Here is a 23493-nt window from a genome sequence, read left to right on the forward strand (position 1 = left end):
TTTAAGCCAATCAGTGCGCCATCGAAAGGCAAGACTAGGCTAACCCGTCTAGTGTGCCAACATTAAACCTGATGGTTTTACCTAGTTTTTGCGATCCAAATTGGTCGCGCCGCGAAAATGCTGTTTGTAACGCTCTGGAATTTGATCAATTAGCGCCACAATCATCACGTCCGTCGTGCCAAACTGATGGTCAACGAACACGCCATCGCCGACATGAGCACCGACACGCAAATAACCTTTAATCAAAGGTGGCAATATTTTGAGCATTTGCTTTTTGTCATATGCATGCTCGTCCAAATATTTGACCTGCTCGCCCACATCCGGCAGGGCCGACACAGACCATTTTTCGGGGGTTCTAGCTGTGTGATGAAGAAAACTCAGCGGTTCGATATGCTCTTGAACATCAATGCCTTCAAAACTGGCAACGCCGAAAAAGACATCAATGTCATAGAGCACTGAATAGGCCCAAAGACCTGTCCAAAGGGCTTCCATTGTGCGCCGATCCCGATAGGGCGGCAACACACAAGACCGGCCAACCTCGCAAAAGCTATTTTGCCAATTGTTGGCAAGCATCGATTTCAGATCAAACTCAGCTGCCGAATAAAACCCGTTATTAGCATAAGCCACTTCGGCCCTCAGAGCGCGATAGGTGCCGACGATTTTTGGACGCGCAGGAATGCCTTCGGTATCATCATGGTCAACCACAATGATGTGGTCGCAAATCGGATCAAACTCGTCCGCATCGCGTTTTGTGCGCATTGTACGCAGGTCAGCGGTGGCTGACATTTCTTCGTAGAACACTTCAAAACGCAGACGCTGAGCGCGCCGCACCTCGCTTGCCGTCTGGGCAATCCGCACTTCCAACGACCCGATACGTGCCAGCGACGCCGGGTCTCTTTGTTCTTTAATCGCAGATTTCGAACGACCAATCGCTGCGGGGCTAGAGCCGATAATTTGCTGTGCGCTGGTGGGCAAAATTTGTTCAAACCATCGTCTTGGACGTCGATGAACCGGCACAAATTCTTGCGGCTTCAGATTAAACATAGATATTTTTACGCTTTCTCCGCCGCATTCTTGGCCACATTTTTGGAGATCGTTTTGACAATCATTATATTCAAGCATTCGAAAGGATGCAATTGGTCGATATTGCGCCCCATTGACCCAACGCTAAGTCTTATAAAATGGCCCCTGCATTTTTCGCCGCAACTCCCGGAAACCTTGGGCAAGAAAATCCACAAATCGTTGTACGCGAACCGTGCGGCGCAAATCGGTATGGAGCAAAATCCATATTGTGCGGCTTAGTTCATATTCGGTGCCCGGGACCTTTTGCAAATCAGGGTATAGATCTTCATATATGATCGGGAGTTTGGACATGCCACATCCCTGACGCAGCAAGCTGAGATGCATGTAACCTTCGTAAGAGCCGTGACGCACTTGCGATTGAGGGAATGGTGATTGCTGTAACCAAGCGGGGTTGGTTTCTGGTCCCGTCCAGCCAATCCATTCTAAACCCACGCCGCCTGGGCCAGCATTTGCGACAGTGTTTTTAATGTAGGAATGGCTGGCGAAGGTGCCGATGGCCATCGGGTACATTTTTCGCGCCACAACATCGTCGCCAACTTCAAATGCGACCCGCAGTGAAATGTCCGTCTCAGCCCTATTAATGTCCTCAATGGCGTTGGTGACACCCACTTCGACATCGATCCCCGGATAGGCCTTGAAAAAACGCGCTAGGATCGGTGCCACAATATCAAACGCAAACATTGGCGGCACGGAAAATCGGATTGATCCGGTTTCAGTTTTGTCTAAGCCTTGCAGACGACGCCGAGCACCAAACATGGCCTGTTCGGCTTCTTCGGCCAGTGGCAGCAAAGCTTCACCGGCTTCGGTAAGTTCAAAGCCCCGCCGTGAGCGGGCGAACAGTTGAACGCCATAGCTGGTTTCAAGTGTTTCAATATTGCGCCGCACGGTCACATGGTTGGCGTTGAGCAGTTCAGCGCCTGCCCGCAGGCTACCTTTTCGCGCAACCGCCAAAAACGACGGCATCATTTCCCAATCAAATGTGCTCATGGGTCACCCTTTGTGTTTCACCTATGAAACGTGATGTTCAATTTCTTGCGGTATGCCATCGTAAAAATGAAACATAGATTGATCTTCAACACAATATTGGAGACAAAAATGAAACGCAGAACTTTCTTTGGCTTGGCAGCAGTCCTGGTTGCCGCAACTACAATGGCAGCAGGGCCTAGCTTTGCTCAGGCGCCTAACGCATTGGACAAAAAATACATGGATGTCCAAGGCCAACAAATCGCCTATATCGACCAAGGTGGGGGCCGACCTGTCGCTTCCTTCATGGCAACCCAGCCTCATCCTATTTGTGGCGCAACATAATCCCCCATGTGTCAGGCAATTACCGCGCAATTGCGCCCGATTTGGTAGGGATGGGCGACAGCAGCAAACCCTTGCTTGAAAACACATATGCGGACAGCGCTGAATATATGTTCGCGTTTCTCGAATCACTTGAGCTAAAAGATGCGGTTTTGGTGATCCACGACTGGGGATCTGGAATTGGCTGGCATTATGCCCGCACCCAGCCCGAAGAAATTTCAGGCATTGCCTTCATGGAAGCGATGACACCGCCTTTTATTCCTTATGAAAGCTACGAGGCCATGGGCGATTTTGCCGATTTCGTGCGCAGCATCAACACGGTCGGCGCAGGCGAAGAAATGGTGATGAACCAAAACATGTTGTTGGGCCAATTTATGCGCCACGGCAGCCCCAATGGCTCCTTATCAGACGAAGTGATGGCGGAATATAACCGTTACTATCCAACTGCTGAGAGCCGCAAAATCTTACTGGATTGGCCGCGTGAAATTCCTATTGCCGATGAACCAGCAGATGTTTTTGCCGTCGCAACGGCAAACAATGAATGGCTTGTTGAAAGTGATGTGCCCAAACTGATGTTCCACGTTGATCCGGGCGCGATTATCTCAATGGCGCAAGCTGAGAATTTGAAGAACTCGCTGAAAAACTTGGAAACTGTGTTTCTTGGACAAGGCGGACATTTTGTGCAGGAAGACTATCCTGACGAAATTGGCAAAGCGCTGGTTGATTGGCTTTCTCGCCACTAAGTGCCAGCTAGCATTCAGTTTAAATCAAGCGCATCGCCCAAAAAGCGGTGCGCTTTGACGTTGTATTATGTTGCTGTCGCCCTCTTCACCGCATTTTGGCATATAGATTTTCAGGTTTTGTGGCGCTGTCGATCTGGAACCTATGATCAGCCGGGGGGTGAGCGCGTTGGCCGCATTCAAGTCTTGGACATATGCGGCAGCCCACGCCAATTGGCACCACCTGGCTCAAGTTTTTAAGGTCAACGCCCTCGGAATAAATCATCTCTTTGGCATGTGAAATATGGCACCCCAAGCCGATGGAAAGGTGACGCCGGGGGGCATTATGCCGATATCCGCCCTTGGCAATTGATTTTGCGATGCAAAAATAGGTTTCGCTGTCCGGCATTTGAGAAATTTGAATATTGATTTTTTCTGGTTGTAGGAAAGCCGAATAGATATTCCAGCGCGGGCACGCACCTGAATGGCGTGGAATGTGAATGCCCGACATCGAAAAGCGCTTGGATATGTTGCCAGCAATGTCAGTGCGCACCAAATGCAGCGGAATGCCCTGCTCACCAACGCGTTGCAACGTCGTCATCCGGTGGCAAACTTGTTCAAAACTTGCGCCAAACCGCCGAGACAGGCGCTCCACATCGTAGCGGTATTCACGACAGGCGGTCAGAAACCGGGTGTAGGGCATCACCAACGCGGCAGCAAAATAGGAGGCGAGAACATTGCGCGCCAATATAGGCGCATCGCCTTCGGGCAAATTCGATTGCTCAACAATATTTTCGATTTCATGGGTCGCCGTCAGCAGCGCTGCACGATGTGCCATCGAAAATAGGGCGGATTCTGGGCTCAATATGTCGGAAATATGCAGCTTGTTGGTTGCCTCATCCAGCTGTTGGGCAATGCCCGAAGGCAATGAAGTCACCTTACATTCAAGGCCGAACACGTTGGCCAAATATGTTTTAAGGCCCAACTCAAAGCTATCGGAGGCGTGATCAATGTCATGCCGCACGCGCTCCGCTGACATTTCAAGAGCTGGGAAATGATTCGCATTTTCTTGGATGAAATCCGAAATTGCCTCGGTCGCCATGTGATAGCCAGTCACCGGCGCTGGTTCCTCGCCATCCGATATACCTGTGCCGCCGCCATTTGATTGAACTTCTTGGTATTTGTCGAACAGGCGTAAAATCGCCCGCCCAGCCGTTGGGTTGGCAAATGCCAGATCCCGAATTTCGTGATTTGTCAGATCAGTATCGGCAAAAATATCATCACCAAACAATTCCATTAAATCGCCGACGAGCTGACCTTCGTCACTTTCAACGAGTTCGCCCGGCTCAATGCCAAAATGACCAGCGAGCTTAAACAATAATGGAACGGTGATGTTGCGCCGATTATGTTCGAGCAAATTCAAGTAGCTCGCCGAGATACTCAACGCGGTGGCTAAGTCAGCTTGAGAAATGTGCTTTTGCCGCCGCAAACGCCTGATTTTGCCACCAATTTGCGGTCCTGACTTTTCCACTTTTGCCTCCAAAACCCATGTAAACTTTACAAGAGTTTACAAAATTTGATAACGCGCTTTACTAAACTTTACAGCTTAACACGTTGATTTTATGAATTATCTTGCATTTGTACGGCATATGTCAAATCTTTACATCATCACTTCTCGGAATGGTTCCGGGTATGGAGGAAAAAATGACAACTACAATCGACAACCGGCCACATGCAACGCAAGATGAATACATCACGATCATTGCGCGCACCGTCGCAGATGCGATGCGCCAGTTCAAAGCCAAAGGACTTGATAAGTTGGGCTTTGCGATTGTGGGACCAGTCGACAAACATCAATTCTCGCTTGCTGAGGGTGGAGAAAGTGTCACTGAAATGTTCGACGGCAATCCGATGATCGCCGCAACGTTTAGGCGCAGCACAGCCCAGTAAACAAACCAAATTCCATTCATCTATCTCTCCAACGCTCCTTGGATCAGTATTGTTGCTGATCCAAGGGTCGGCGGAGCTTTGAGCCTAATTGGCAAATACAGGACCAAAATCATGCTTGATCGAAACAAAAAACAATTTGCAGCACCGGAATGGGCACCAGACCGTTGGGACAATATCGCTCGCACATATTCGCCTGAGGACGTGGCTAGACTGGCCGGCTCCTTACCCATCAAACACTCGCTGGCCGAAAATGGCGCGAAGAAGCTTTGGGCGTTGTTGCATAGCGAAGATTATGTGCCAACGCTCGGCACCTTCACCGGCAATCAAGCTGTGCAACAGATCAAAGCTGGTCTGAAAGCAATTTATCTTTCTGGTTGGCAAGTCGCGGCAGATGCCAACAATTCTGGAAACATGTACCCGGATCAAAGCCTTTACCCAGCAGACAGCGTTCCGGCGGTTGTAAAGCGCATCAACAAGGCGCTGCAACGTGCAGACCAAATCCAAACCATGGAAAAACTTTCTGGCGAACAAACAACAGATTTGGATTTCTTCGCGCCCATCATTGCGGATGCGGAAGCCGGATTTGGCGGCCAACTTAATGCGTTTGAATTGATGAAAGGCATGATTGAAGCTGGCGCCGCCGCGGTGCATTTTGAAGATCAGCTTGCTTCTGAGAAAAAGTGCGGACATTTGGGGGGCAAAGTTTTGGTGCCGACCAAGACGTTCGTACGTACGTTGAACGCAGCGCGTCTCGCTGCAGACGTTATGGGCGTTCCGACTTTGATCATGGCTCGTACCGACGCTGAGGCCGCTCGTTTGATCACTTCAGATGTTGATGAGTATGACGCGCCATTCGTAACTGGTGAACGCACAGAAGAAGGCTTTTATCGCCTAAAAGGTGGTTTTGATGCAGCTATTGCCCGCGGTTTGGCCTACGCACCATACGCAGATCTAATTTGGTGTGAAACATCAACGCCAAACTTAGTTGATGCGCGACGGTTCGCTGAATCGGTGAAACGCGAATTCCCAGATCAAATGCTGGCTTATAATTGCTCACCATCGTTTAACTGGGCAAAGCATATGGATGAAAGCCAGATGGCTAAGTTCCAATCGGAATTGGGCGCGATGGGTTATAAATATCAATTCATCACCTTGGCTGGTTTCCACAACCTGAGCTACACAACCTTTGACTTAGCAAGCCGTTATAAAGACCGTGGCATGGCTGCATATTCTGAATTGCAACAAGCTGAGTTCGGCGCAGAAAGCCGTGGCTTTTCAGCTACCCGTCACCAACGCGAAGTGGGCACAAGTTATTTTGATGCGGTGTCGATGGCCGTTAGCCAAGGCGCAAGCTCGACCACTGCCATGGCTGAATCAACTGAAACAGCGCAATTCTAATTTCTCATGTAGGTTGTGCGTGTCCCCACATATGCGCCAACCTATTGAGAGGCCAAGGCCGGCGGGGTTTCCCCGTCGGTTTCTAATCATTATGGCTTGCTCGCCGATCCAATTCGGCGTGAAGCGACGCCAATAGCTCCTGTGCCTTACCCAATCTAATTCCACATTGAACAGACCCTGGCACCTGAGAAAGTTGCTCTGGTAACTTCAACGCCACGAAAATCTGGGTGAGATGATGTCGGCTAATCCCAACATGATGGGGACTAGTCCCCGCAAAATAGTTATAGGTTTTGCCCCACCAAGCGCGTGATCTAGCATGTGCCAGCTGCGCGTTCATCACGCGAATATGTAACAATTGGATCAACCCATGAAGCGTGTGATTTGCCAGTTCAACTTGCTGACTGAGAACAGAGCCACCTTGCGGGCCTAGGCGAAGTGACCGCCTCATATCCAACACAAAATAATCATCCATCAACATCACTCACTTAACTCACCACGTCCAACTTTTTCACAAAAGCTCTTTGGCGGTGATCGCTGCCTTGAAATTTGTGGGGGACTTGAAGAAGACCGACCATAGCATTTCTATATGCACGCTACTTGCTGGCGGCGGTGGATGCCACAATAGACTGCATCTCTTCATTTTCGAACAATTGATCGTCTCGATATTGATAGGCCAGCGTAACTTTGTTTCTGCCGGCGGCTTTTGATCCATAAAGTGCTTGATCAGCCGACTTCATCAATGATTGTGGAGTGCTGCCATCCAGCGGGTAAATTGCAATCCCTGCGGAAACAGTTAGTCTTGGGAGCTTGTTCCCGTCATAGCGCACACTTAATTCTTCAACAGCTCTTCTGAATGTCTCGATCCGCACAAACGCCTCTTCGCGACCAACGCCATCCAACAAAATTGTGAATTCTTCTCCACCAATGCGGAATGCAAAATCGTTGCCATCAAATTCTTCTGCCATTAGCTCCGATAAAGATCGAATTACAACGTCGCCTGCGTCATGGCCGTGATTGTCGTTGAACAGTTTGAAATGATCAATATCAAAAGATGCGATGGCAAATGTTTGATTTTTTCTGTCCGCCACTGCAACTTGGTTGCGACAAACCTCGAAAAAGTGTCGTCTGTTGAATAGACCAGATAAGGGGTCTCTAATCGATTGCTGGCGTAACTCGTCGCGAAGGCGAACATTGGCAATCGCCAAACTCAGTTGCTCTGCACAGGTTTGTGCGAGTTTTGCCGCTTCTTCAGTTTTGTTTTCTTCGCTATTGCGCGCTCCCAGATCAATATGCATCAAACCAATCGTGTCGCCATGGGCAATAATTGGAATACAATAATAGATGTTCTCGTCGCTAAAATGGTCATGGGAACAGGTGAAGTTCAATTCATCATGACCGTAAGTGTATGTTCGCCCGCGCCTTAGGCCCCAGCAATCATCCGCCAAGATTTCGCGTTCAAAATGAGAGCCATTCCAGCTGCAAGCGCCTTCCAAAATGTCTCGCGAATTGGAATAAATATAGATGCTGCCAGAACTTTGCGGCAATAGCCGCTCCAAAATAGTTGTCGCAATGGAGAACAATTCATCCATTGATTTACTAGCTTGCATCCATTCGCTTAGCTGGGACAGCAAACGAACTTCACGGTTTCGCTGCAAATCGCGTTCTAGAATTTCTGCTGTTCTTTTCCGCTGCTCTTTGCCCAATGCGTTAACACGCCGACGAAAAGCAATTCCAGAGAAATAAGCAAAGAGGATCGTAAAGGTAAGCGCCGCAAAGATAATCAATCCGGCGACCAAAAAGCGTATTTTGTTTATTTCAACTTGATCGGTTATGTCTCTAAAGGTCTCTACAACCCCATGAACTTCGCCCTTGTGAATTACAGGGATGTAAATTTCTGAAACAAGTCGATCTTGGTTCTGGATATATTTCTGCCCAAAGTGATCTTGTTCAAATCCTTCAATTGTATCGGCCTTCACAACAACGAACGACTGACTGCTCCGTCCTTGTGTAATCGTCTCTCTGAAAAACAGTGTGGCCGCGATGTTTACATCACGCGCAGAATCTGACGTCCAAAAACTCATTCCGTCTTCGTCATAAAGGCGAAGCCGAAAAGCATCAGAAGACAAAACAAAATTTCGCAGCGCAGCGTCGTCTTTTAGGGCCAATCGGCCTTTTTCAAAAACTTCGTCGCTGTTTCCCAATAGTCTGAGTACGCGAACCTGCCAAAGCTTGGCGGCATTTTGTGTTTCAACAGCGACAAACTGGCGCGCAAAATATTCTGGACCCCAATAAAGGCTGGCAAAAACACCTGCAAAATAGACGCAAAAAAGCGTTAGCAAGATGGTTTTACTCTTCCAATACCGCTCCATAACAGGCCCAACTTTGCATTCATCGTTACGATCTGAATGCAAATTTGGCAGAATTTGGTTTATTATTTGTATTTTTTTACCGTTCAGATGAATTTATCCGCCGTTTCGTCAGGCATAAATTGCCAACGGCCACGTTCGCGGGACATCGGGCAAAGCGGCTGACGATTGTGAAGACCGGTGCTAAGCGCCCCGTTTTGTCCGTCAGTTTTAGCGGCACCATTGCGGATAAACGCTTCCATCGACGGCCAATTTGCAACGCAATATCAACCACTTTCATAAATCGATCTTCAGTTCCAACCCGCCAATTCATCGACATAACATCGCGACATGCCTTGCAAATTGAGATGGCGAACCTTTTCACCAGCACGCTTATTTTTGCTTGAGCCACAGCGAAGCAAAAAATGTCTGTTTTGTGCAGTTTTTTAGCCCGTTTTGGCCGTTAGCGGTGCCCTGGACATCCATTTGGGCTAATATTTTGGCAAATCATGTTCTGCGATACCAAGATTTTCTAAATCCCCCGCACGATCATCGTGGTCAACCCGAAACATAAACTCATCCAGTTGCGGCGGCGCGACGGATGTGCTCGCAAACATAGCGTGGGCTTGGCCGCGGTGATGAACTTGATGCTGGAAAAGATGGGGTAAAATATTGCCAAAGGCTCTTCATACTGCAGCAAAGTGACCGGTTTTGATAAAGTATCTTCGCCAAGTTGTGCGCAAATTTGGATGAGCCGCTGATCCACTTCATGTTGCGCATGCTTGAGTGACGTTGCATCATCGAATGGCTCCGCGTTTTCCCAAGCTTTGGCCCCGAGTGTGCCGCCTTCAATGGCATCCACATAGTACCAATCGACAGTGATGTTGTGATTTAGAGTTTTTCTGATCGACGGGAAAAAGCCCGTTCTTTGTGCTTCGAACTCACCCGGCTGCAATTGTTCAGCGGCGGACAATAAACGATGATTGGCAAACATGTTGTTGTGTGCAAGTTGGCAATATATTTTAAGCAACTGATTTTCCTTGTTAAATGCATAAAAACGCACTACCAATTTTCAAAAATATTTTTGGAGTATTTATGTCATTTCGAGTTGGAGCTGTCCTAATTGTTTGTCTTTTCAGCCTGTTGGGCACCCTTGGCCAAGCTCTACCCAAAGATGTGAGTGTTGAGAGCTTACAATTTATAGAATCCTTCACAAAAAACGTTAAGAAAACGCGCGCTTATTATTCGGGCAAAACCCTGCATTATTATGCAAGAGGTCATGGCACACAGATTGAATATATGGCTTCAAATGGCCTTTCGTACCTTTGGTACCCCAAAAACAGAGCAATTGTGCCGGGACGTTGGAAAATTCGCTCACGGGACGGTCATGCTCAAGTTTGCTATAAATACCCAACAAACAGCTATAACCCGCTAACCATGAAATCCGGTGGCACTTGGCAATGCCAATATGCTGTGAATTCACTGCTCAGCAATGTTGAACGCGTGAAAGGCGGTCCGTTCAACTTGAAGGCTAAACTGCCATTCAAATTGCGAAAGAGCAAAACAACCCTCAAAAAACTGGCCCGAAAAGCAAAATTGAAATCATCAAATTTCAAATACCTCAAAGTTCCACCCAAATAGGTGAGCTGCGTTAAGTAACGCTCACACGCCAAATCCAATTCGATAGCCCAACGCTTCGGCGATATGAGGCTTTCGAATATGTTTGCTATTTGACAGATCCGCCAGCGTGCGCGCCACTTTGAGCACCCGATGGTAGGCGCGGGCGGAAAGGGCAAATTTTTCAGCGGCTTTTAGCAGCAGTTTTTTGCCGTCAGCATCTGGCTGCGCCACTTGTTCGATCAATTTCGCGTTGGTCGCGGCATTATTGTAAACGCCCTTCGCGCCCAGCCGCAGATATCTATCCATTTGTATTTCTCGCGCGCGCATAACGCGTATCGCGACTTTTTCGCTTGGCTCTGCATCCCCTTGTTCAATCATATCCAGCGCCGTAACGGCTGGCACATCAATTCGAATATCGATGCGGTCCAAAAACGGGCCCGAAATGCGCCCCTGATAGTCATCAGCGCAACGGGCCCCTCGTTTACATGTGTGCCCCGGCGTCCCTGCCATCCCACACTTGCAGGGATTCATCGCCGCGACCAGCTGAACCCTTGATGGATAGACTACACGGTGGTTCGCACGCGCGATGACCGTTTCGCCACTTTCCAACGGTTGCCGCAGCCCGTCGATAACTTGCGGCGCAAATTCGGGCAATTCATCCAAGAACAACACGCCATTATGGGCCAATGACACTTCGCCGGGCCTCACTTTAAGGCCGCCACCGATCAAGGCCGCCATCGACGCAGAATGATGAGGGGCCCGAAATGGTCGGCTATCGGACAATTGTCCGCCTGCTAATTCGCCAGCAATTGACTGCACCATTGAAACATCAAGCAATTCTCGCGGGTTAAGTGGCGGCAGAATAGAAGGTAATCGTGCTGCGAGCATGGATTTACCCGCGCCGGGTGGGCCCATCATCAGAAAATTATGACCGCCAGCTGCGGCGACTTCCAACGCCCGTTTTGCCCCCTCTTGCCCCTTTATTTCACTCAGATCAGGCAACAAAAGATTGCGGTCTCGTCGCCTGGCGATTGGCCGCGCGCACAGTTGATTGCCGGTCAGGTGATTGACGAGCGCCAAAAGGTTGACCGGGGCAATGATGGTAAGCTCTTCCCCTGCCCAGGCGGCTTCGGGGCCACAATCATAGGGGCAAATTAGTCCCAATTCACGCGATTCTGCGGAAATTGCAGCGGGTAGAGTACCCGCAACCGACGAAATACGGCCATCCAGCGCCAATTCACCCAGCACGACAAACTCGTCCAAACTATCACCCGGAATTGCACCAATAGCTGCCATGAGACCAAGAGCAATGGGCAGGTCATAATGCGAGCCTTCTTTAGGCAAATCGGCCGGGGCTAGATTTATGGTGATACGTTTTGGAGGCAGGGCAAGTCCTGATGAGGTCAACACTGAGCGCACACGCTCTTTACTTTCACCAACGGCCTTATCCGGCAGCCCGACAATGTTAAAAGCGGGCATGCCGTTGGCGACTTGCACTTGCACGTCTACCGGGAGGGCTTCGATGCCTTGAAAAGCAACGGTTTGAACACGGGTAACCATTAAACGGTCCTGAAATGTCTTTAAGTATATCCCCTAAGGCTAGCAGCCTATCAATCGGGACACAAGAACATTTCAGGAACATATTATTTGTATTTGCGCGGAACATTTGAATCCAAAATTCCGATATCACGCAACAAATGTGGGTTTAGCTCCACCATCCGATCATTGGGGACAATTGGCCGCTTTGGCTTCTGTGCCTGCGAGCGGCGCACGATCCAAACTGCTTTTGCAAGGCGCAAGAAGTAACCGCCAACACGGTGGCGATAAGATTCACGTGGAACATTGATGTTGTCTACACAAGTCATGTTGATCTCCAATATGGTTTGTTCGTTGAGCTCAACATGACAAGAAATACGCTTGTCCACCAACAAAAGTTCAGCTACCATACATAAGGAGATTTTATGCATGAGCCTACAGCCCCTTCCCCCGTTGACTGCTTTGCGCGCATTTGAAGCAGCATCGCGCCATAAGAGTTTTACCAAAGCTGCCAATGAGTTAAACATGACTCAGGCTGCCGTGAGCTACCAGATAAAACAGCTTGAAGATCGGTTTGGTGAACCTCTCTTTATTCGCGGTACACGTCAGGTGGATTTATCAGATGCCGGATTGCGGTTAGCCCCTTCGATTACTGAGGCATTTGAATTGATCAGGCGATCGTTTGCCGAAGCCAAGGGACATGCGGATGGATTGTTGACGATCACGACGTCGCAAACCTTTGCAAGCTCATGGCTTGCAAGGCATTTGGGGGGATTTCAGGTTCATTGTGACGAATTGGCGGTAAAACTGGATATTTCCAACACGTCATATAGCGACTTTCAAAGCGCCGGAATTGATATCGCCATTCGCACCGGGCTTGGCAAATGGGACGGGCTTGTGGCGCGAAAGATAATGCATATCGACTACTCGCCAATGCTTTCGCCAAGCTTAGCGGAACAAAGAGGCGGTGTTCCACAACACCCGAGCGAATTGCTGGACATGCAGCTTATTGACCCTTCGGATCAATGGTGGCGCAAATGGTTCGAGAGTGTAGGCGTCGACACAAGCAAACTTAATACGTCCAGGGGCCTGCGATATGGAACCCAAGCTATGGACGGCATCGTTGCCCAATCGGGGCACGGCGTCGGCATCCTCACCCCTAGCTTTTATCGTGATGAGTTGGCGAGCGGCACCCTCATCCAGCCTTTTGAGCATGTGGAAAAAGAAGAATTTGCGGTTTGGCTTTGCTACCCAGAGCGGCGCAAAAATTGGTCAAAAATCAAGGTATTTGAAAACTGGCTATTTCCAATGCTCGACAAAACAATGCCTGACCGGCGAGTTTGACCGTCATGCAACGCTAGGAAATACCGGGAATTAGTCCAGAAGTACGAATGCCATCAAAGATGAACTGAACCGACAGCGCGGCCAATAACACCCCGACAACACGGGACACCACATGAAGAATTGTGACGCCCAATATTTTTTGAAGCTGAGTTGCCCCCAATAAAAGCACATAGGTCCCCATCAAAATGATGAGCAACCCGCCAACGACAGCGGCTTGGCGCGTTGGTTCCCCTGCGGCATCGGCGATCAAAAGAATCGTTGCGCCAATTGCGCCGGGGCCAGCGATAAGTGGGGTTGCTAACGGAAATACCGAGATGTCGTTGCTAGATGCCGCTTCAGCGTTTTCTTCATCGGTTGTCGACGTGGCGCTAGAATCGCGGGCGAACACCATATCGATCGAAATCAACAATAAAAGAATGCCACCTGCTGCCCTTAATGCCGGCAATCCAATGCCAAATATGTGCAATATGGCTTCGCCGAAAAATGCAAAGAACAGTAGAACCGTTCCGCCAATCACCGTGCCTTTTAAAGCCATTGCACGGCGTTCTTTGGCTGATGCTCCCGCTGTAAGCGCTGCAAACAGCACAACGATGTCTGCCGGACCAATGGTGGCAAAGTAGGTCGTTAGCGCGATAAGGAACGTATCAAGTGGCATAGAGTGAGCTTATCTGATCAGCGACGCTTTTCAATAGCATCCATGATAAGCACTGCGATATCGGGTCCGCCAAACCGTTTGATTTCGCGAATGCCTGTAGGTGATGTCACATTGATTTCGGTGATGTAATCGCCGATCACGTCAATCCCGACAAATATAAAGTCTCTTGCCTTAAGCGCTGGGGCGATTTGCGCGCAAATTTCGTTTTCACGTTCGGTCAATTCGCTCAATTCAGGCCGACCGCCCACGTGCATATTGGAACGCGCCTCGCCTTCTGCTGGAATACGATTGAGACCGGCAACTGGCACGCCATCGATTATGATGATGCGTTTGTCGCCCTTCCTGACGTCTGGCAGATATTTTTGAACCATGAAGGGTTCGGGGAAACTATCCTCAAACATTTCAAGCAGCGAAACCAAGTTTTGATCATTCTCGCGCAGCAAAAACACACCCGCGCCGCCATTGCCAAACAAGGGCTTAATAATGATATCACCGTGCTGTTCGCGAAAATTCACGATGCGCGAACGATCACGGGTGACCAATGTTGGTGGCATCAGTTCAGGAAATTCAGTGACCAATATCTTTTCAGGCGCATTGCGCACTGGGTCGGGTGCGTTGACCACCAAGGTTTTGGGGTGCAATCGCTCCAAAAGGTGGGTTGTGGTGATGTAATTCATGTCAAACGGCGGATCTTGGCGCAACATGATCACATCGAGTTCAGAAAGATCTGTTACTTTGAACTCTCCCAACTCAAACCAATCATTGAGGTCATCTTTTAATGAAAGTGGCGCAACATCTGCGGTCACAACATTATTTTCCAGCGCTAAGGTCGCTGGCACGTAATAATAGATCTCATGGCCGCGATTTTGGGCCTCAAGCATCATGGCAAAGCTCGAATCGCCGGTTGGGTCAATCTTGTCGATTGGGTCCATTTGAACCGCGACTTTGAGTTTTTTAGAAGTTGCCATGTAAATATTCCCAATCAGTTGGTCTGAAACGCATCAACGATATGCACGGGCAAGCGATAGGGCGCAAGACCGATCACATCAAATCTTATTGTATGGTGGGCAAAACCTGGGTTTTGACTAAGCCAATAGTGCGCCGCACTAACGATACGATCTTGGCGAACACTTTCAAATGCTTGTGCAAGCACCTCTTTATCGGCGCGTGCCTTTACTTCAATAAATACAAGCAGTTGAGAGCGCTTTACGATGATATCTATCTCGCCATTTCGAGATTTAAACCTTTGCCCAAGAATACGAAATCCTTGCATGCGGAGATAGAGTTTTGCCCAAAACTCACCGCGACGGCCAAATTGTTCGGCTTTTTGGCGTCGTTGACTATTCGCCATCACGCAACTCGAGCGCGGCTTGGTAAACTTGTTTACGTTTGAGATCGAAATCTGCAGCGATCTTGTCAACAGCACCGCGCAATGGAAGCTCCTCCATCAGCGCAACCAGCGCATTTTTCCATTCGTCCGGGTCCGTTTGCGCCTGCCGCTGAGCCCCAGCCACCAAAATCACCACCTCGCCTTTTACGGCTTGGCCGTCAAATTCTGCAGCAAGTTCCTCGGCTGTTCCGCGATATAGTGTTTCAAATCGTTTCGTCAGTTCACGTGCCACCACCACTTGCCTTTCACCACCACAAGCTTCGCTTATCGCGGCAAGTGTTGCGCCGGTACGTTTCGGCGATTCGTAAAACACCATGGTCTGTTCATGGGACTTAAGTTCATTAAGCCGGGACAATCGAGCTTGCTGTTTTGCCGGCAAAAACCCAAAAAAACTAAAACTATCTGTTGGAAGGCCACTTACAGCCAAGGCGCCAAGCACTGCGGACGCGCCCGGAATGGAGAAAATTGAGATTTCGGCTTGGGCGGCCAAACGAACCAGCGGAAACCCTGGGTCAGAGATTAGCGGCGTGCCTGCGTCTGAAATCAGGCAAATCGATTTACCGCTTTTGACTTCATTGACGATATTTTGGGCTTGGGCAGCTTCGTTATGTTCATGTAGCGAGGCTTTTTGTGTTTGAATACCATAGGCATTTAAGAGCTTTGACGAGGTGCGGGTATCTTCGCAAAGGATTAAATCTGCCCCAGCCAAGGTTTCCAGCGCCCGCACCGAGATATCTTTAAGATTGCCTATTGGGGTTGAAACCAGATAAAGAGCGGCTTCCAGTGGGGGCGCGGTGAACGCTTGTCCCGATATTAAAAATTGTTGCGCCGCCATGAAATCTGCTCATTGTCGAATTAATTCTCTTTTGACTCTTTAAGCTTTGCGGCCTGTTTTGTATAGCTATTGGATGATCTGTGCGAAAATGGCTGATTTAGTGCCAAAGCGTGTACGGCGAAAGATCGATTTGGGGTAGAACTAAATATGTTGGCAAACAGTTTGAATTCGATTGCGACCAGCGCAAAATTGATGGCTGGCTCAGCTGCAATGTTGGCGTTGTTGGCCTGTACACCAGACTTTAGTTTTGGTCCTTCTTCACAAAGCACACCAACAAACCGGCCTGCACTGCAAGGCAACCTGCCGCCGGCAAATGGCGAGATATTGGGCAATGGCCCAGTTCGCGTTGTTTTGCTGACCCCATCGAGCGGCGAAGGTGGATTGGGCAATGTGGGTATTTCCATCCGCAATGGCGCGAAAATGGCGATTGATAAAATCAATTCTAGCCCACAATTTTCGTCCAACATTCACTTGGTCGTCAAAGATACTGGCGGCAGCGCCGTAAAGGCAAAAGCATTGGCCGCAGAAGCGGTTAGTGAAGGCGCAAGTCTGATTTTGGGTCCGTTGCGTGCGGATGGCGTGCGAGCAGCAGGTAGTATTGCCCGTACAGCAGGCATTCCACTTATTGGCTATTCCAACAATTCCGGTGCGTCAGCGGCCGGGATATATTTGTTAAATATTTTGCCGGAAACCGAGGTACTGCGTTCGGTCAAATACGCACAAAATTTTGGCCGCAAGAGCTTTGCGGCAATTGTACCGCGCACCGATTTTGGCCAAATCCAAGAAGGCGCGTTCCGTGTTGCTGCTTCGCAAACGGGCGCAAGCGTGCAGGGGATTTATCAATTCTCAAATGAAGAAGAAGCCCGCACGGCCGTTGAACAATTGGTGCCATTCCTGATTTCAGGCTCTGTAGATGCGATCTTTTTGCCAGATCGGGCGACAGCACCATCAATCGCGGTTTTGTTCGAATCTGCACAAATCGAAAAGACCGACATTACAATTATTGGCTCTGCTGATTGGGACGGTGACGTCAAAGTTTCCCAAACGCCATTCTTAACGGGTGCTTTTTTCCCAGCGGTTGATGGCGCAGGATATGAACGTTTAAAACCAGAATATGAAACCATTTACGGCGCTGAACCGCATCCAATGGCGACGTTTGCCTATACATCAGTGTTACTGGCCAATTCGAATTCACTCGCAAATGCAACCCCGCGTTACGGGCGTCAGCAATTGACGTTGCCTCGTGGGTTCTCAGGACAGGACGGGTCGTTCCGTTTCCTTGATAACGGCACGAACCAGCACGCGCTGGTGATGAAGCAAGTGGTGATTGATGGCAGTCGAATCGTTGATGCAGCAAAAATGCCTTAGGGGCTAGCCCCTTGGGAACTTTAAGCCGCTAGATCAGCTACCACTGCGTCAAGTACTGGCCAGCCTTTATCGGTGACCCGTAGATTGCCGTCCTCTAGGATTTGTACAAACCCGATTTCCGTCAGGTGATCAACTTGTTGCTGCTTCAGCTTCTGGCCAGCAAGTGCCTCAAATCGAGACGGTGAAATGCCGGTTTTAAGGCGCAGGCCCATTAACAAATATTCGTCGCCCTGCTCACCCGGGGTCAAGGCATCAAACTCAACAAAGCCGTCGCCTTTTTGGGTAACATATTCGTCCCACTTAAAGGGCATGCGTTCGGTGGATGTTGCGTGGCGTTTGCCGTCGATCAGCAGGCGACCATGTGCGCCCGGTCCAATGCCCGCATATTCGCCATACTGCCAATAAGTGAGGTTATGACGGCTTTCTTCGCCCGGCATGGCGTGATTTGAAATTTCGTAGGCGGGCAAGCCAAAGCTTTCGCAAATCTCTTGGGTCAGCTCATAAAACTGCGCGGACAATTCCCCGTCTGGCATTTTAAGCTTTCCAGCGCGGAACAGATCGTAATAGCGGGTGCCCGATTCAATGGTCAGCGCATAAAGCGAAATATGGTCTCGCGCTAGGTTAAGCGCTTGGGTAAGCTCTTCGCGCCATTCATCAAGGGTTTGGTTTGGCCGCGCATAGATCAAATCATAACTAACCCGATCAAAAATTGACTGGGCTAGTTCGACGGCCTTGATGGCGTCATCAACGGAATGCAACCGGCCCAGCGCCGCAAGCGGCTCGGCCCGCAATGACTGCACACCCAGAGAAACTCTATTTACACCTGCAAGCCGAATGGCTTGAAATTTATCGGCCTCAACGCTTGTAGGGTTGGCTTCTAGCGTTATTTCAACGTCGTTGGACAATTGCCAGTTTGTTGAAATCGCATTGATGATTTTTTCAACCGATTGAGGCTGCATCAAGGAGGGTGTGCCGCCGCCAAAAAAGATGGAGCGAACAGTACGATCCGGCACCAATTGGGCCGTTTGGTTGATTTCGGTAATGTAGCTCTCAATATAGGCGTCTTCGTCAAACGGGCCACGATGGACATGTGAGTTGAAGTCGCAATAAGGGCATTTGGCCGCGCAAAACGGCCAGTGCACATAAACACCAAAAAGATCAGGCTCAGTGGTCAGGACAGCTATCCTTCACAAACAAAGAAAAAGCACGAGAGCGATGTGAAAGGCCAATTTTATCTTTCGACCAAGCATGTTTTTCCGCTTCGCTCATTTCCCCGAACGTGCGCATATGCCCGTCGGGCTGGAACATCGGGTCATAGCCAAATCCCTGATTGCCCCGTGGGGGCCAAATGAGCGTTCCTTCAGCTCGGCCTTCGAAAAACATGGTTTCGCCTTCTGGGTTGGCCAGGCACAAAACTGCAACAAAGGAAGCTTTGCGCATGCCGGGTGCCATTGCGCCCTTTTCCATCAAAGACGTATGCACTTTGACCATCGCGTCGTCAAAATTCTTATCCGGACCTGCCCAACGTGCAGAATAAATCCCCGGATCACCATCAAGCGCATCTACGCTTAAACCCGAATCATCTGATAAAGCCCAAAGGTTTGCTGCTTTTGTTGCCGCTAGTGCTTTAATTTCTGCGTTTGCTTCATAAGTCGTGCCCGTCTCTTCGGGCTCGGGCAAACCCAGTTCACCAGCCGAGACGAGTTCCAACCCAAATGGCTCGAGCAATGTGCGAAACTCGCGCACTTTACCTTCATTATGGGTGGCAACAACTAGCTTTTGGCCTTTTTCAAGTTTGCGCATATCAGTCTTTCAACGCTGCCTTTTGCAATTCAACCAATTCAGAAACGCCTTTTTGCGCCAATCCAATCAATTGAGCCAATTCATCAGCTGAGAACGGGCTTTCTTCGGCTGTGCCTTGAATTTCAACAAAACCACCAGAACCCGTCATCACAAAGTTTGCGTCGGTTTCTGCTTCACTATCCTCATCATAATCAAGATCAAGCACGGGCTGGCCGCGATAGATGCCGCATGAAATAGCGGCCAGCTGATCGGTGACAACATTGTCGCCCACCAAATCACGTTCGCGCATCCAAGATAAGGCGTCTGACATGGCGACAAATGCGCCGGTGATTGAGGCTGTGCGGGTCCCGCCGTCTGCTTCGATAACGTCGCAATCAACTGTGATTTGGTTTTCACCTAGCGCTTCCATGTCAACGATGGCACGCAATGAACGACCAATTAGGCGTTGAATTTCTTGGGTGCGGCCAGATTGTTTGCCTGCGGTTGCTTCCCGACGCATACGCTGGCCGGTAGAGCGGGGCAGCATGCCATATTCAGCGGTAACCCAACCAAGACCTTGGCCCCGACGCCATGGGGGAAGTTTTGTTTCAACGCTTGCGGTGCACAATACTTTGGTGCCGCCAAATGAGATCATGCAAGATCCCTCAGCGTGAGACGATACATTACGTTCAATGGTTACGTCGCGCATTTGATCATTTGCGCGTTTTGACGGCCGCATCGCGGTTCCCCTTACAGAATTTGCTTTGTTGGCATTTGATTGGCTGATAAATCGCTCAACTTCAAGAGTAAAGCACGCCAAACGCCCTAATTTGCCACCGATTGAACGTTTCGCGTTGATTTCTTGCTTGTTTCCCACTTGGCGGCCACACCTTTTAGGCCTAAATAAGCTTGTCGACACGCATTTCTGGATGAGGCAATATTGAGTATGCCACCACGCGAACCACCAATTGGCCAGGATTTTCTGTCTGTTCTGAATGAACGCTCACAAGGCATTTTCAAACGCCTTGTCGAACGCTTTATCGAAACGGGCGAACCTGTGGGTTCTCGGCAACTCTCTCGGGCGCTGGATGTCAGCCTGTCGGCGGCTTCAGTGCGCAATGTCATGGCGGATCTCGAAGAATTGGGTTTGATCGCTGCGCCACATACTTCGGCTGGCCGCGCACCAACCCAAACCGGGTTGCGCTTTTTTGTGGATGCGATGCTCGAAATCGGCGCTGTGGGCAATGAAGAACGGCAAAATATCGAAAAACATATCGATGCGGCAGCCAAAGACGAAAAAATTGAAGATGTCTTGACCCAAGCCAGTCAAGTTCTATCCGGCCTTTCTCAAGGCGCTGGTCTTGTTTTGGCGCCAAAAGCTGACGTTATTCTCAAACATATCGAGTTCGTACGGTTGGACGCCGAGCTAGCAATGGCCGTGTTGGTGGGCGAAGACGGGCATGTGGAAAATCGGGTGTTTTCCATTCCCAAAGGCTTAACAGCGAGCGAATTGACCCAAGCGAGCAACTTTTTGTCCCATCACATTGTTGGCCGGACATTGCGCGAGGTTCGCTCTGTCATTGAAACCCAGCAAATTGCGCGCCGGGCCGAATTAGATGTTTTGACCAAGCGATTGGTCGACGAAGGTTTGGCAACGCTCACCGAACCCCGCGACGATGAATCGCCAACATTGATTGTGCGCGGTCGCGCCAATCTGATTGCGGACACCATGGCCAGCGAAGAGTTGGATAGGGTGCGCCAGCTTTTTGATGAGTTGGAATCTAAAAAGTCGATTATCGACCTTTTGGAAGACACTAACGATGCGAACGGCGTGCGCATTTTTATTGGCTCGGAGAATAAATTGTTTTCTCTTTCGGGCTCGTCGGTAATTTTGTCGCCCTATCGCGACATCAATCAAAATGTTGTTGGGGTTGTCGGGGTGATCGGCCCAACCCGACTTAATTATGCCAAAATTGTACCGGCAGTGGATTATACAGCGCATGTGGTGTCAAAACTCATCAATAAGCGCGGCGTTTAGCCCAATTTTGCATCCAATTGATTTGAGTGCTTGAAATTTGTCTTTCAATAGTCAATATCCGGGGCACAGTTCAAATAAGAGACAAGCAGACCAACCATGATGAGTGACGAAGAGTTCCAGAACGAAGCAGATCAAAATGAGCAGCACGATGCTGAGCCTTTGCATGATGTTGCGGACGAGCAGGACGCGGCATCCCCAGTGGAGGTGCTTGAAGCGGAAAATGCCAAGCTAAAAGATCGCTTGTTGCGTGCTGTTGCGGAAATGGAAAATTTGCGTAAACGCACCGAGCGCGACGTAAAAGACGCTCGCCAATATGCAATGGCGAATTTTGCCCGTGACATGCTCACAGCGACCGACAATCTGTCCCGCGCGCTTTTGACCATGCCTCAAGAAGCAAAAGACGAAGCCGAAGGCTCGTTTAAATCGCTAATTGAAGGCGTGGAGATGACCGAACGCGAAATGATCCGATTGCTTGAAAAAAATGGCATCACCAAGCTAGAGCCTAAAGGCGAAAAGTTTGATCCCAACTTCCATCAAGCAATGTTTGAAATTCCAAACGAAGATGTGGTGCACAATACTGTTTTAGAAGTTGTGCAAGCAGGTTATGTGATTGGCGAACGTGTATTGCGCCCAGCGATGGTTGGCGTGGCAAAAGGCGGCCCGAAAACCGCCCCGGCTGCAACGCCAGCACCAGAAAGCGGCGAAGGCCTAGACAAATCAGTCTAAAGATCTTCTGCAGCCAGATGCAGAAACGAAAAACCGGCGAATTTGCCGGTTTTTTTATGTCTATGTGTAAGTGGGTAAATAGGGCTACGAGCCCATGACTTCTGCGGCGGTTTTTTTGATACTCGCCTCGCTCAGCTCGGCATAATAGGCCGGCTTTTTGTCGATGAAGATTTCACCTGTTAGAGAAAAGTCTTCAACATTATCAAACAGACCTGCCGCATATATATAGTCACAATTGGTCAAAAGCCGATAAAATAAGTTGGTGCCGCACTCTGTACAAAATCCACGTTCCGCCCATTCAGAAGACCTGAAGGATTTGATAAATTCTTCGCCGGTGGCGTTAAGTTCTGGCCCACAATGGATGGCCAAATATGGCCCGCCGCCGCTCCATTTCCGGCACATTTCGCAATGACACGCGCCGATTTCAGTTTTTTCCGATGGAATTGATATTTTAACTTTTTGGCACAGGCAAGTGCCTTGCATCGTTGCTTTTGACATAGATATTCCTGTTCATTTGGAAAAACGATATAGCGATTCTTAGGCAATGCAATTGATAATTCTTGCTGTTTTTGGCACCCGACATTCTATATCTTAGTCACCCGCCTCATGGTCAGATTTATTCTTCCGCCGTCCGGGAACAGTCCAACAGTTTCGTCTAGCAAATTGGACGAATTTGCATATACCCGATCGATACCGTGAAATGCGAGGCGGGTCGCTTTCTCCAAAATCAATACATCGCCGGAGCTGATTTCAAATGATGATGTTTTGCCGCCACGTTTGGTGCCGCCTAGACGAAACCGCGCCCGGTCGCCAAGGGAAACCGAAAGAACCGGCGCATCAAAATCGTTCTCGTCGCGGTCTTGATGCATGCCCATTTTGGCGCCCGGCGCATAATAGTTGATCAAACACGCTTCCGGTGGCGCGGCGTAATCCGTCAATTCAAACCACAATTGTTGGAGCATCTCGGGAATGGCAGGCCAAGCATCACCCGTTTCAGGATGGGTTGGCTGGTAGCGATAGCCGTCTTTTTGGTCGGAAACCCACCCTAAAGGCCCGAAATTTGACATGCGGACCGAGAAAGCTTTTCCAGTTCGTGGCATCCGCGGTACGAAAAGGGGCGCGCTTTGCAGCCCGGCGCTGATTTGAGCCAGGAGATCAATCTGTTCGGATTTGTCGAGCTGGCCGGGAAAAATTCGCATATTTGTCGTTTTTTCTGTCGCTTTTCATATTCTTAGCGTCTATATAACCGCGCTTGTTCTTTGCGGTCCAAAATATTCGCAAAAATTTGGTCAAAATAGGCATGCAACCAAGGTCGTAATTTGAGACATCAAATTTATAGTGCCACCTGCTTGAAGGGCAATTGGTTGCTTCCTATATACCGATCAACAACTGGTTTGAG

The 23493-nt window shown here is 49.4% G+C and carries 26 protein-coding genes and 1 pseudogene; 9 read left to right on the plus strand and 18 right to left on the minus strand.

All coding sequences use genetic code 11. The annotated features are described in order from the left end of the window. Positions 1–81: 81 nt before the first annotated feature. Positions 82–1044, minus strand: coding sequence for a l-ornithine N(alpha)-acyltransferase (gene olsB / locus AC2D8L_RS11545; protein ID WP_484685631.1), 963 nt, complete (start codon positions 1042–1044; stop codon positions 82–84). A 123-nt stretch (positions 1045–1167) separates the two neighbouring features. After that, complete coding sequence (locus tag AC2D8L_RS11550; RefSeq protein WP_484685632.1) at positions 1168–2070, minus strand: LysR family transcriptional regulator; 903 nt, start codon at positions 2068–2070, stop codon at positions 1168–1170. Between the two features lie 108 nt (positions 2071–2178). Between AC2D8L_RS11550 and AC2D8L_RS11555 the strand changes: the two genes are divergently transcribed. Together AC2D8L_RS11555 and AC2D8L_RS11560 are read left to right on the plus strand one after the other, a co-directional pair. Beyond that, positions 2179–2391 (plus strand): hypothetical protein, encoded by a 213-nt coding sequence (locus AC2D8L_RS11555; RefSeq protein ID WP_484685633.1) that lies wholly within the window; start codon positions 2179–2181, stop codon positions 2389–2391. Further along, positions 2376–3131: a haloalkane dehalogenase gene (locus AC2D8L_RS11560; RefSeq protein ID WP_484685634.1), complete on the plus strand. Its 756-nt coding sequence runs from the start codon at positions 2376–2378 to the stop codon at positions 3129–3131. Before AC2D8L_RS11555 ends, AC2D8L_RS11560 begins: the two co-directional genes overlap by 16 nt. Positions 3132–3216: 85 nt before the next feature. Here the strand turns inward: AC2D8L_RS11560 and AC2D8L_RS11565 are convergent, their stop codons facing one another. Further along, the gene (locus AC2D8L_RS11565) at positions 3217–4638 is read right to left on the minus strand and encodes a helix-turn-helix domain-containing protein (protein ID WP_484685635.1); all 1422 of its coding nucleotides are present in this window, start codon (positions 4636–4638) and stop codon (positions 3217–3219) included. A 173-nt stretch (positions 4639–4811) separates the two neighbouring features. Between AC2D8L_RS11565 and AC2D8L_RS11570 the strand changes: the two genes are divergently transcribed. Further along, positions 4812–5057 (plus strand): hypothetical protein, encoded by a 246-nt coding sequence (locus tag AC2D8L_RS11570; protein ID WP_484685636.1) that lies wholly within the window; start codon positions 4812–4814, stop codon positions 5055–5057. Between the two features lie 111 nt (positions 5058–5168). Beyond that, the gene (gene aceA, locus AC2D8L_RS11575; RefSeq protein WP_484685637.1) at positions 5169–6455 is read left to right on the plus strand and encodes an isocitrate lyase; all 1287 of its coding nucleotides are present in this window, start codon (positions 5169–5171) and stop codon (positions 6453–6455) included. Between the two features lie 82 nt (positions 6456–6537). Here the strand turns inward: aceA and AC2D8L_RS11580 are convergent, their stop codons facing one another. The 4 genes and pseudogenes from AC2D8L_RS11580 to AC2D8L_RS11595 all read right to left on the minus strand — a co-directional run bounded on the left by AC2D8L_RS11580 (position 6538) and on the right by AC2D8L_RS11595 (position 9794). Then, positions 6538–6927 carry a hypothetical protein gene (locus tag AC2D8L_RS11580; protein ID WP_484685638.1) on the minus strand — a complete coding sequence of 130 codons (390 nt, stop codon included), beginning with the start codon at positions 6925–6927 and terminating at the stop codon, positions 6538–6540. A gap of 121 nt (positions 6928–7048) precedes the next feature. After that, positions 7049–8824: a sensor domain-containing diguanylate cyclase gene (locus tag AC2D8L_RS11585; protein WP_484685639.1), complete on the minus strand. Its 1776-nt coding sequence runs from the start codon at positions 8822–8824 to the stop codon at positions 7049–7051. 76 nt (positions 8825–8900) lie between these two features. Then, positions 8901–9140: a hypothetical protein gene (locus AC2D8L_RS11590; RefSeq protein WP_484685640.1), complete on the minus strand. Its 240-nt coding sequence runs from the start codon at positions 9138–9140 to the stop codon at positions 8901–8903. Positions 9141–9291: 151 nt separating this feature from the next. After that, a pseudogene (locus AC2D8L_RS11595) lies at positions 9292–9794 on the minus strand (DinB family protein). Positions 9795–9895: 101 nt separating this feature from the next. Between AC2D8L_RS11595 and AC2D8L_RS11600 the strand changes: the two are divergent. After that, entirely contained in the window at positions 9896–10441 is a 546-nt protein-coding gene (locus tag AC2D8L_RS11600) for a hypothetical protein (protein WP_484685641.1), read from the plus strand. 21 nt (positions 10442–10462) lie between these two features. On the opposite strand, the gene AC2D8L_RS11605 is transcribed toward AC2D8L_RS11600, so the two are convergent. Both AC2D8L_RS11605 and AC2D8L_RS11610 read right to left on the minus strand, forming a co-directional pair. After that, a complete protein-coding gene (locus tag AC2D8L_RS11605) occupies positions 10463–11980 on the minus strand; it encodes a YifB family Mg chelatase-like AAA ATPase (RefSeq protein ID WP_484685642.1) in 1518 nt (505 codons plus the stop codon). Between the two features lie 83 nt (positions 11981–12063). Continuing rightward, positions 12064–12387 (minus strand): hypothetical protein, encoded by a 324-nt coding sequence (locus AC2D8L_RS11610; protein WP_484685643.1) that lies wholly within the window; start codon positions 12385–12387, stop codon positions 12064–12066. On the opposite strand from AC2D8L_RS11610, the gene AC2D8L_RS11615 reads away from it, so the two are divergent. Continuing rightward, positions 12386–13300, plus strand: a complete 915-nt coding sequence (locus AC2D8L_RS11615) for a LysR substrate-binding domain-containing protein (protein ID WP_484685644.1) — start codon at positions 12386–12388, stop codon at positions 13298–13300. The two genes, AC2D8L_RS11610 and AC2D8L_RS11615, sit on opposite strands and share 2 nt — an antisense overlap. Before the next feature lie 13 nt (positions 13301–13313). Here the strand turns inward: AC2D8L_RS11615 and AC2D8L_RS11620 are convergent, their stop codons facing one another. The 4 genes from AC2D8L_RS11620 to rsmI are packed head-to-tail and all read right to left on the minus strand — an operon-like array spanning position 13314 to position 16180. Then, a complete protein-coding gene (locus AC2D8L_RS11620) occupies positions 13314–13955 on the minus strand; it encodes a MarC family protein (protein WP_484685645.1) in 642 nt (213 codons plus the stop codon). 17 nt (positions 13956–13972) lie between these two features. Continuing rightward, the gene (gene gshB / locus AC2D8L_RS11625; protein ID WP_484685646.1) at positions 13973–14923 is read right to left on the minus strand and encodes a glutathione synthase; all 951 of its coding nucleotides are present in this window, start codon (positions 14921–14923) and stop codon (positions 13973–13975) included. Positions 14924–14937: 14 nt separating this feature from the next. Then, the gene (locus AC2D8L_RS11630) at positions 14938–15306 is read right to left on the minus strand and encodes a YraN family protein (RefSeq protein WP_484685647.1); all 369 of its coding nucleotides are present in this window, start codon (positions 15304–15306) and stop codon (positions 14938–14940) included. Next, entirely contained in the window at positions 15296–16180 is an 885-nt protein-coding gene (gene rsmI, locus AC2D8L_RS11635) for a 16S rRNA (cytidine(1402)-2'-O)-methyltransferase (protein ID WP_484685648.1), read from the minus strand. Before rsmI ends, AC2D8L_RS11630 begins: the two co-directional genes overlap by 11 nt. 147 nt (positions 16181–16327) lie before the next feature. Here rsmI and AC2D8L_RS11640 point away from each other — a divergent pair, with 147 nt between their 5' ends. Beyond that, positions 16328–17548, plus strand: coding sequence for a penicillin-binding protein activator (locus AC2D8L_RS11640; protein WP_484685649.1), 1221 nt, complete (start codon positions 16328–16330; stop codon positions 17546–17548). Between the two features lie 20 nt (positions 17549–17568). Here the strand turns inward: AC2D8L_RS11640 and hemW are convergent, their stop codons facing one another. The 3 genes from hemW to rph are packed head-to-tail and all read right to left on the minus strand — an operon-like array spanning position 17569 to position 20069. Further along, positions 17569–18690, minus strand: a complete 1122-nt coding sequence (gene hemW, locus AC2D8L_RS11645; RefSeq protein ID WP_484685650.1) for a radical SAM family heme chaperone HemW — start codon at positions 18688–18690, stop codon at positions 17569–17571. Positions 18691–18712: 22 nt separating this feature from the next. Beyond that, entirely contained in the window at positions 18713–19351 is a 639-nt protein-coding gene (gene rdgB, locus AC2D8L_RS11650; protein ID WP_484685651.1) for an RdgB/HAM1 family non-canonical purine NTP pyrophosphatase, read from the minus strand. Position 19352: 1 nt separating this feature from the next. Further along, entirely contained in the window at positions 19353–20069 is a 717-nt protein-coding gene (gene rph / locus AC2D8L_RS11655) for a ribonuclease PH (protein WP_484686399.1), read from the minus strand. A gap of 207 nt (positions 20070–20276) precedes the next feature. Between rph and hrcA the strand changes: the two genes are divergently transcribed. Together hrcA and grpE are read left to right on the plus strand one after the other, a co-directional pair. Further along, positions 20277–21368 carry a heat-inducible transcriptional repressor HrcA gene (gene hrcA, locus AC2D8L_RS11660; RefSeq protein WP_484686400.1) on the plus strand — a complete coding sequence of 364 codons (1092 nt, stop codon included), beginning with the start codon at positions 20277–20279 and terminating at the stop codon, positions 21366–21368. Positions 21369–21467: 99 nt separating this feature from the next. Beyond that, complete coding sequence (grpE, locus tag AC2D8L_RS11665) at positions 21468–22094, plus strand: nucleotide exchange factor GrpE (protein WP_484685652.1); 627 nt, start codon at positions 21468–21470, stop codon at positions 22092–22094. An 84-nt stretch (positions 22095–22178) separates the two neighbouring features. Here the strand turns inward: grpE and AC2D8L_RS11670 are convergent, their stop codons facing one another. After that, positions 22179–22592, minus strand: coding sequence for a GFA family protein (locus AC2D8L_RS11670; protein WP_484685653.1), 414 nt, complete (start codon positions 22590–22592; stop codon positions 22179–22181). Between the two features lie 86 nt (positions 22593–22678). Then, entirely contained in the window at positions 22679–23293 is a 615-nt protein-coding gene (locus AC2D8L_RS11675) for an alpha-ketoglutarate-dependent dioxygenase AlkB (protein ID WP_484685654.1), read from the minus strand. Positions 23294–23493: the final 200 nt, after the last annotated feature.

It is taken from the genome of Maritalea sp. YIW29 (genome assembly GCF_057219265.1).

Bases quoted from the DNA above. Each gene is read 5' to 3' on its own strand.
- AC2D8L_RS11600 (WP_484685641.1), top strand. From the start codon at position 9,896: ATGTCATTTCGAGTTGGAGCTGTCCTAATTGTTTGTCTTTTCAGCCTG.
- AC2D8L_RS11590 (WP_484685640.1), bottom strand. From the start codon at position 9,140: ATGTCGATGAATTGGCGGGTTGGAACTGAAGATCGATTTATGAAAGTG.
- AC2D8L_RS11610 (WP_484685643.1), bottom strand. From the start codon at position 12,387: ATGCATAAAATCTCCTTATGTATGGTAGCTGAACTTTTGTTGGTGGAC.
- AC2D8L_RS11620 (WP_484685645.1), bottom strand. From the start codon at position 13,955: ATGCCACTTGATACGTTCCTTATCGCGCTAACGACCTACTTTGCCACC.
- AC2D8L_RS11605 (WP_484685642.1), bottom strand. From the start codon at position 11,980: ATGGTTACCCGTGTTCAAACCGTTGCTTTTCAAGGCATCGAAGCCCTC.
- AC2D8L_RS11580 (WP_484685638.1), bottom strand. From the start codon at position 6,927: ATGGATGATTATTTTGTGTTGGATATGAGGCGGTCACTTCGCCTAGGC.
- AC2D8L_RS11585 (WP_484685639.1), bottom strand. From the start codon at position 8,824: ATGGAGCGGTATTGGAAGAGTAAAACCATCTTGCTAACGCTTTTTTGC.
- AC2D8L_RS11640 (WP_484685649.1), top strand. From the start codon at position 16,328: ATGTTGGCAAACAGTTTGAATTCGATTGCGACCAGCGCAAAATTGATG.
- grpE (WP_484685652.1), top strand. From the start codon at position 21,468: ATGAGTGACGAAGAGTTCCAGAACGAAGCAGATCAAAATGAGCAGCAC.
- aceA (WP_484685637.1), top strand. From the start codon at position 5,169: ATGCTTGATCGAAACAAAAAACAATTTGCAGCACCGGAATGGGCACCA.
- rph (WP_484686399.1), bottom strand. From the start codon at position 20,069: ATGCGGCCGTCAAAACGCGCAAATGATCAAATGCGCGACGTAACCATT.
- AC2D8L_RS11570 (WP_484685636.1), top strand. From the start codon at position 4,812: ATGACAACTACAATCGACAACCGGCCACATGCAACGCAAGATGAATAC.
- gshB (WP_484685646.1), bottom strand. From the start codon at position 14,923: ATGGCAACTTCTAAAAAACTCAAAGTCGCGGTTCAAATGGACCCAATC.
- AC2D8L_RS11630 (WP_484685647.1), bottom strand. From the start codon at position 15,306: ATGGCGAATAGTCAACGACGCCAAAAAGCCGAACAATTTGGCCGTCGC.
- olsB (WP_484685631.1), bottom strand. From the start codon at position 1,044: ATGTTTAATCTGAAGCCGCAAGAATTTGTGCCGGTTCATCGACGTCCA.
- AC2D8L_RS11555 (WP_484685633.1), top strand. From the start codon at position 2,179: ATGAAACGCAGAACTTTCTTTGGCTTGGCAGCAGTCCTGGTTGCCGCA.
- AC2D8L_RS11550 (WP_484685632.1), bottom strand. From the start codon at position 2,070: ATGAGCACATTTGATTGGGAAATGATGCCGTCGTTTTTGGCGGTTGCG.
- AC2D8L_RS11675 (WP_484685654.1), bottom strand. From the start codon at position 23,293: ATGCGAATTTTTCCCGGCCAGCTCGACAAATCCGAACAGATTGATCTC.
- hrcA (WP_484686400.1), top strand. From the start codon at position 20,277: ATGCCACCACGCGAACCACCAATTGGCCAGGATTTTCTGTCTGTTCTG.
- AC2D8L_RS11670 (WP_484685653.1), bottom strand. From the start codon at position 22,592: ATGTCAAAAGCAACGATGCAAGGCACTTGCCTGTGCCAAAAAGTTAAA.
- rsmI (WP_484685648.1), bottom strand. From the start codon at position 16,180: ATGGCGGCGCAACAATTTTTAATATCGGGACAAGCGTTCACCGCGCCC.
- AC2D8L_RS11615 (WP_484685644.1), top strand. From the start codon at position 12,386: ATGAGCCTACAGCCCCTTCCCCCGTTGACTGCTTTGCGCGCATTTGAA.
- rdgB (WP_484685651.1), bottom strand. From the start codon at position 19,351: ATGCGCAAACTTGAAAAAGGCCAAAAGCTAGTTGTTGCCACCCATAAT.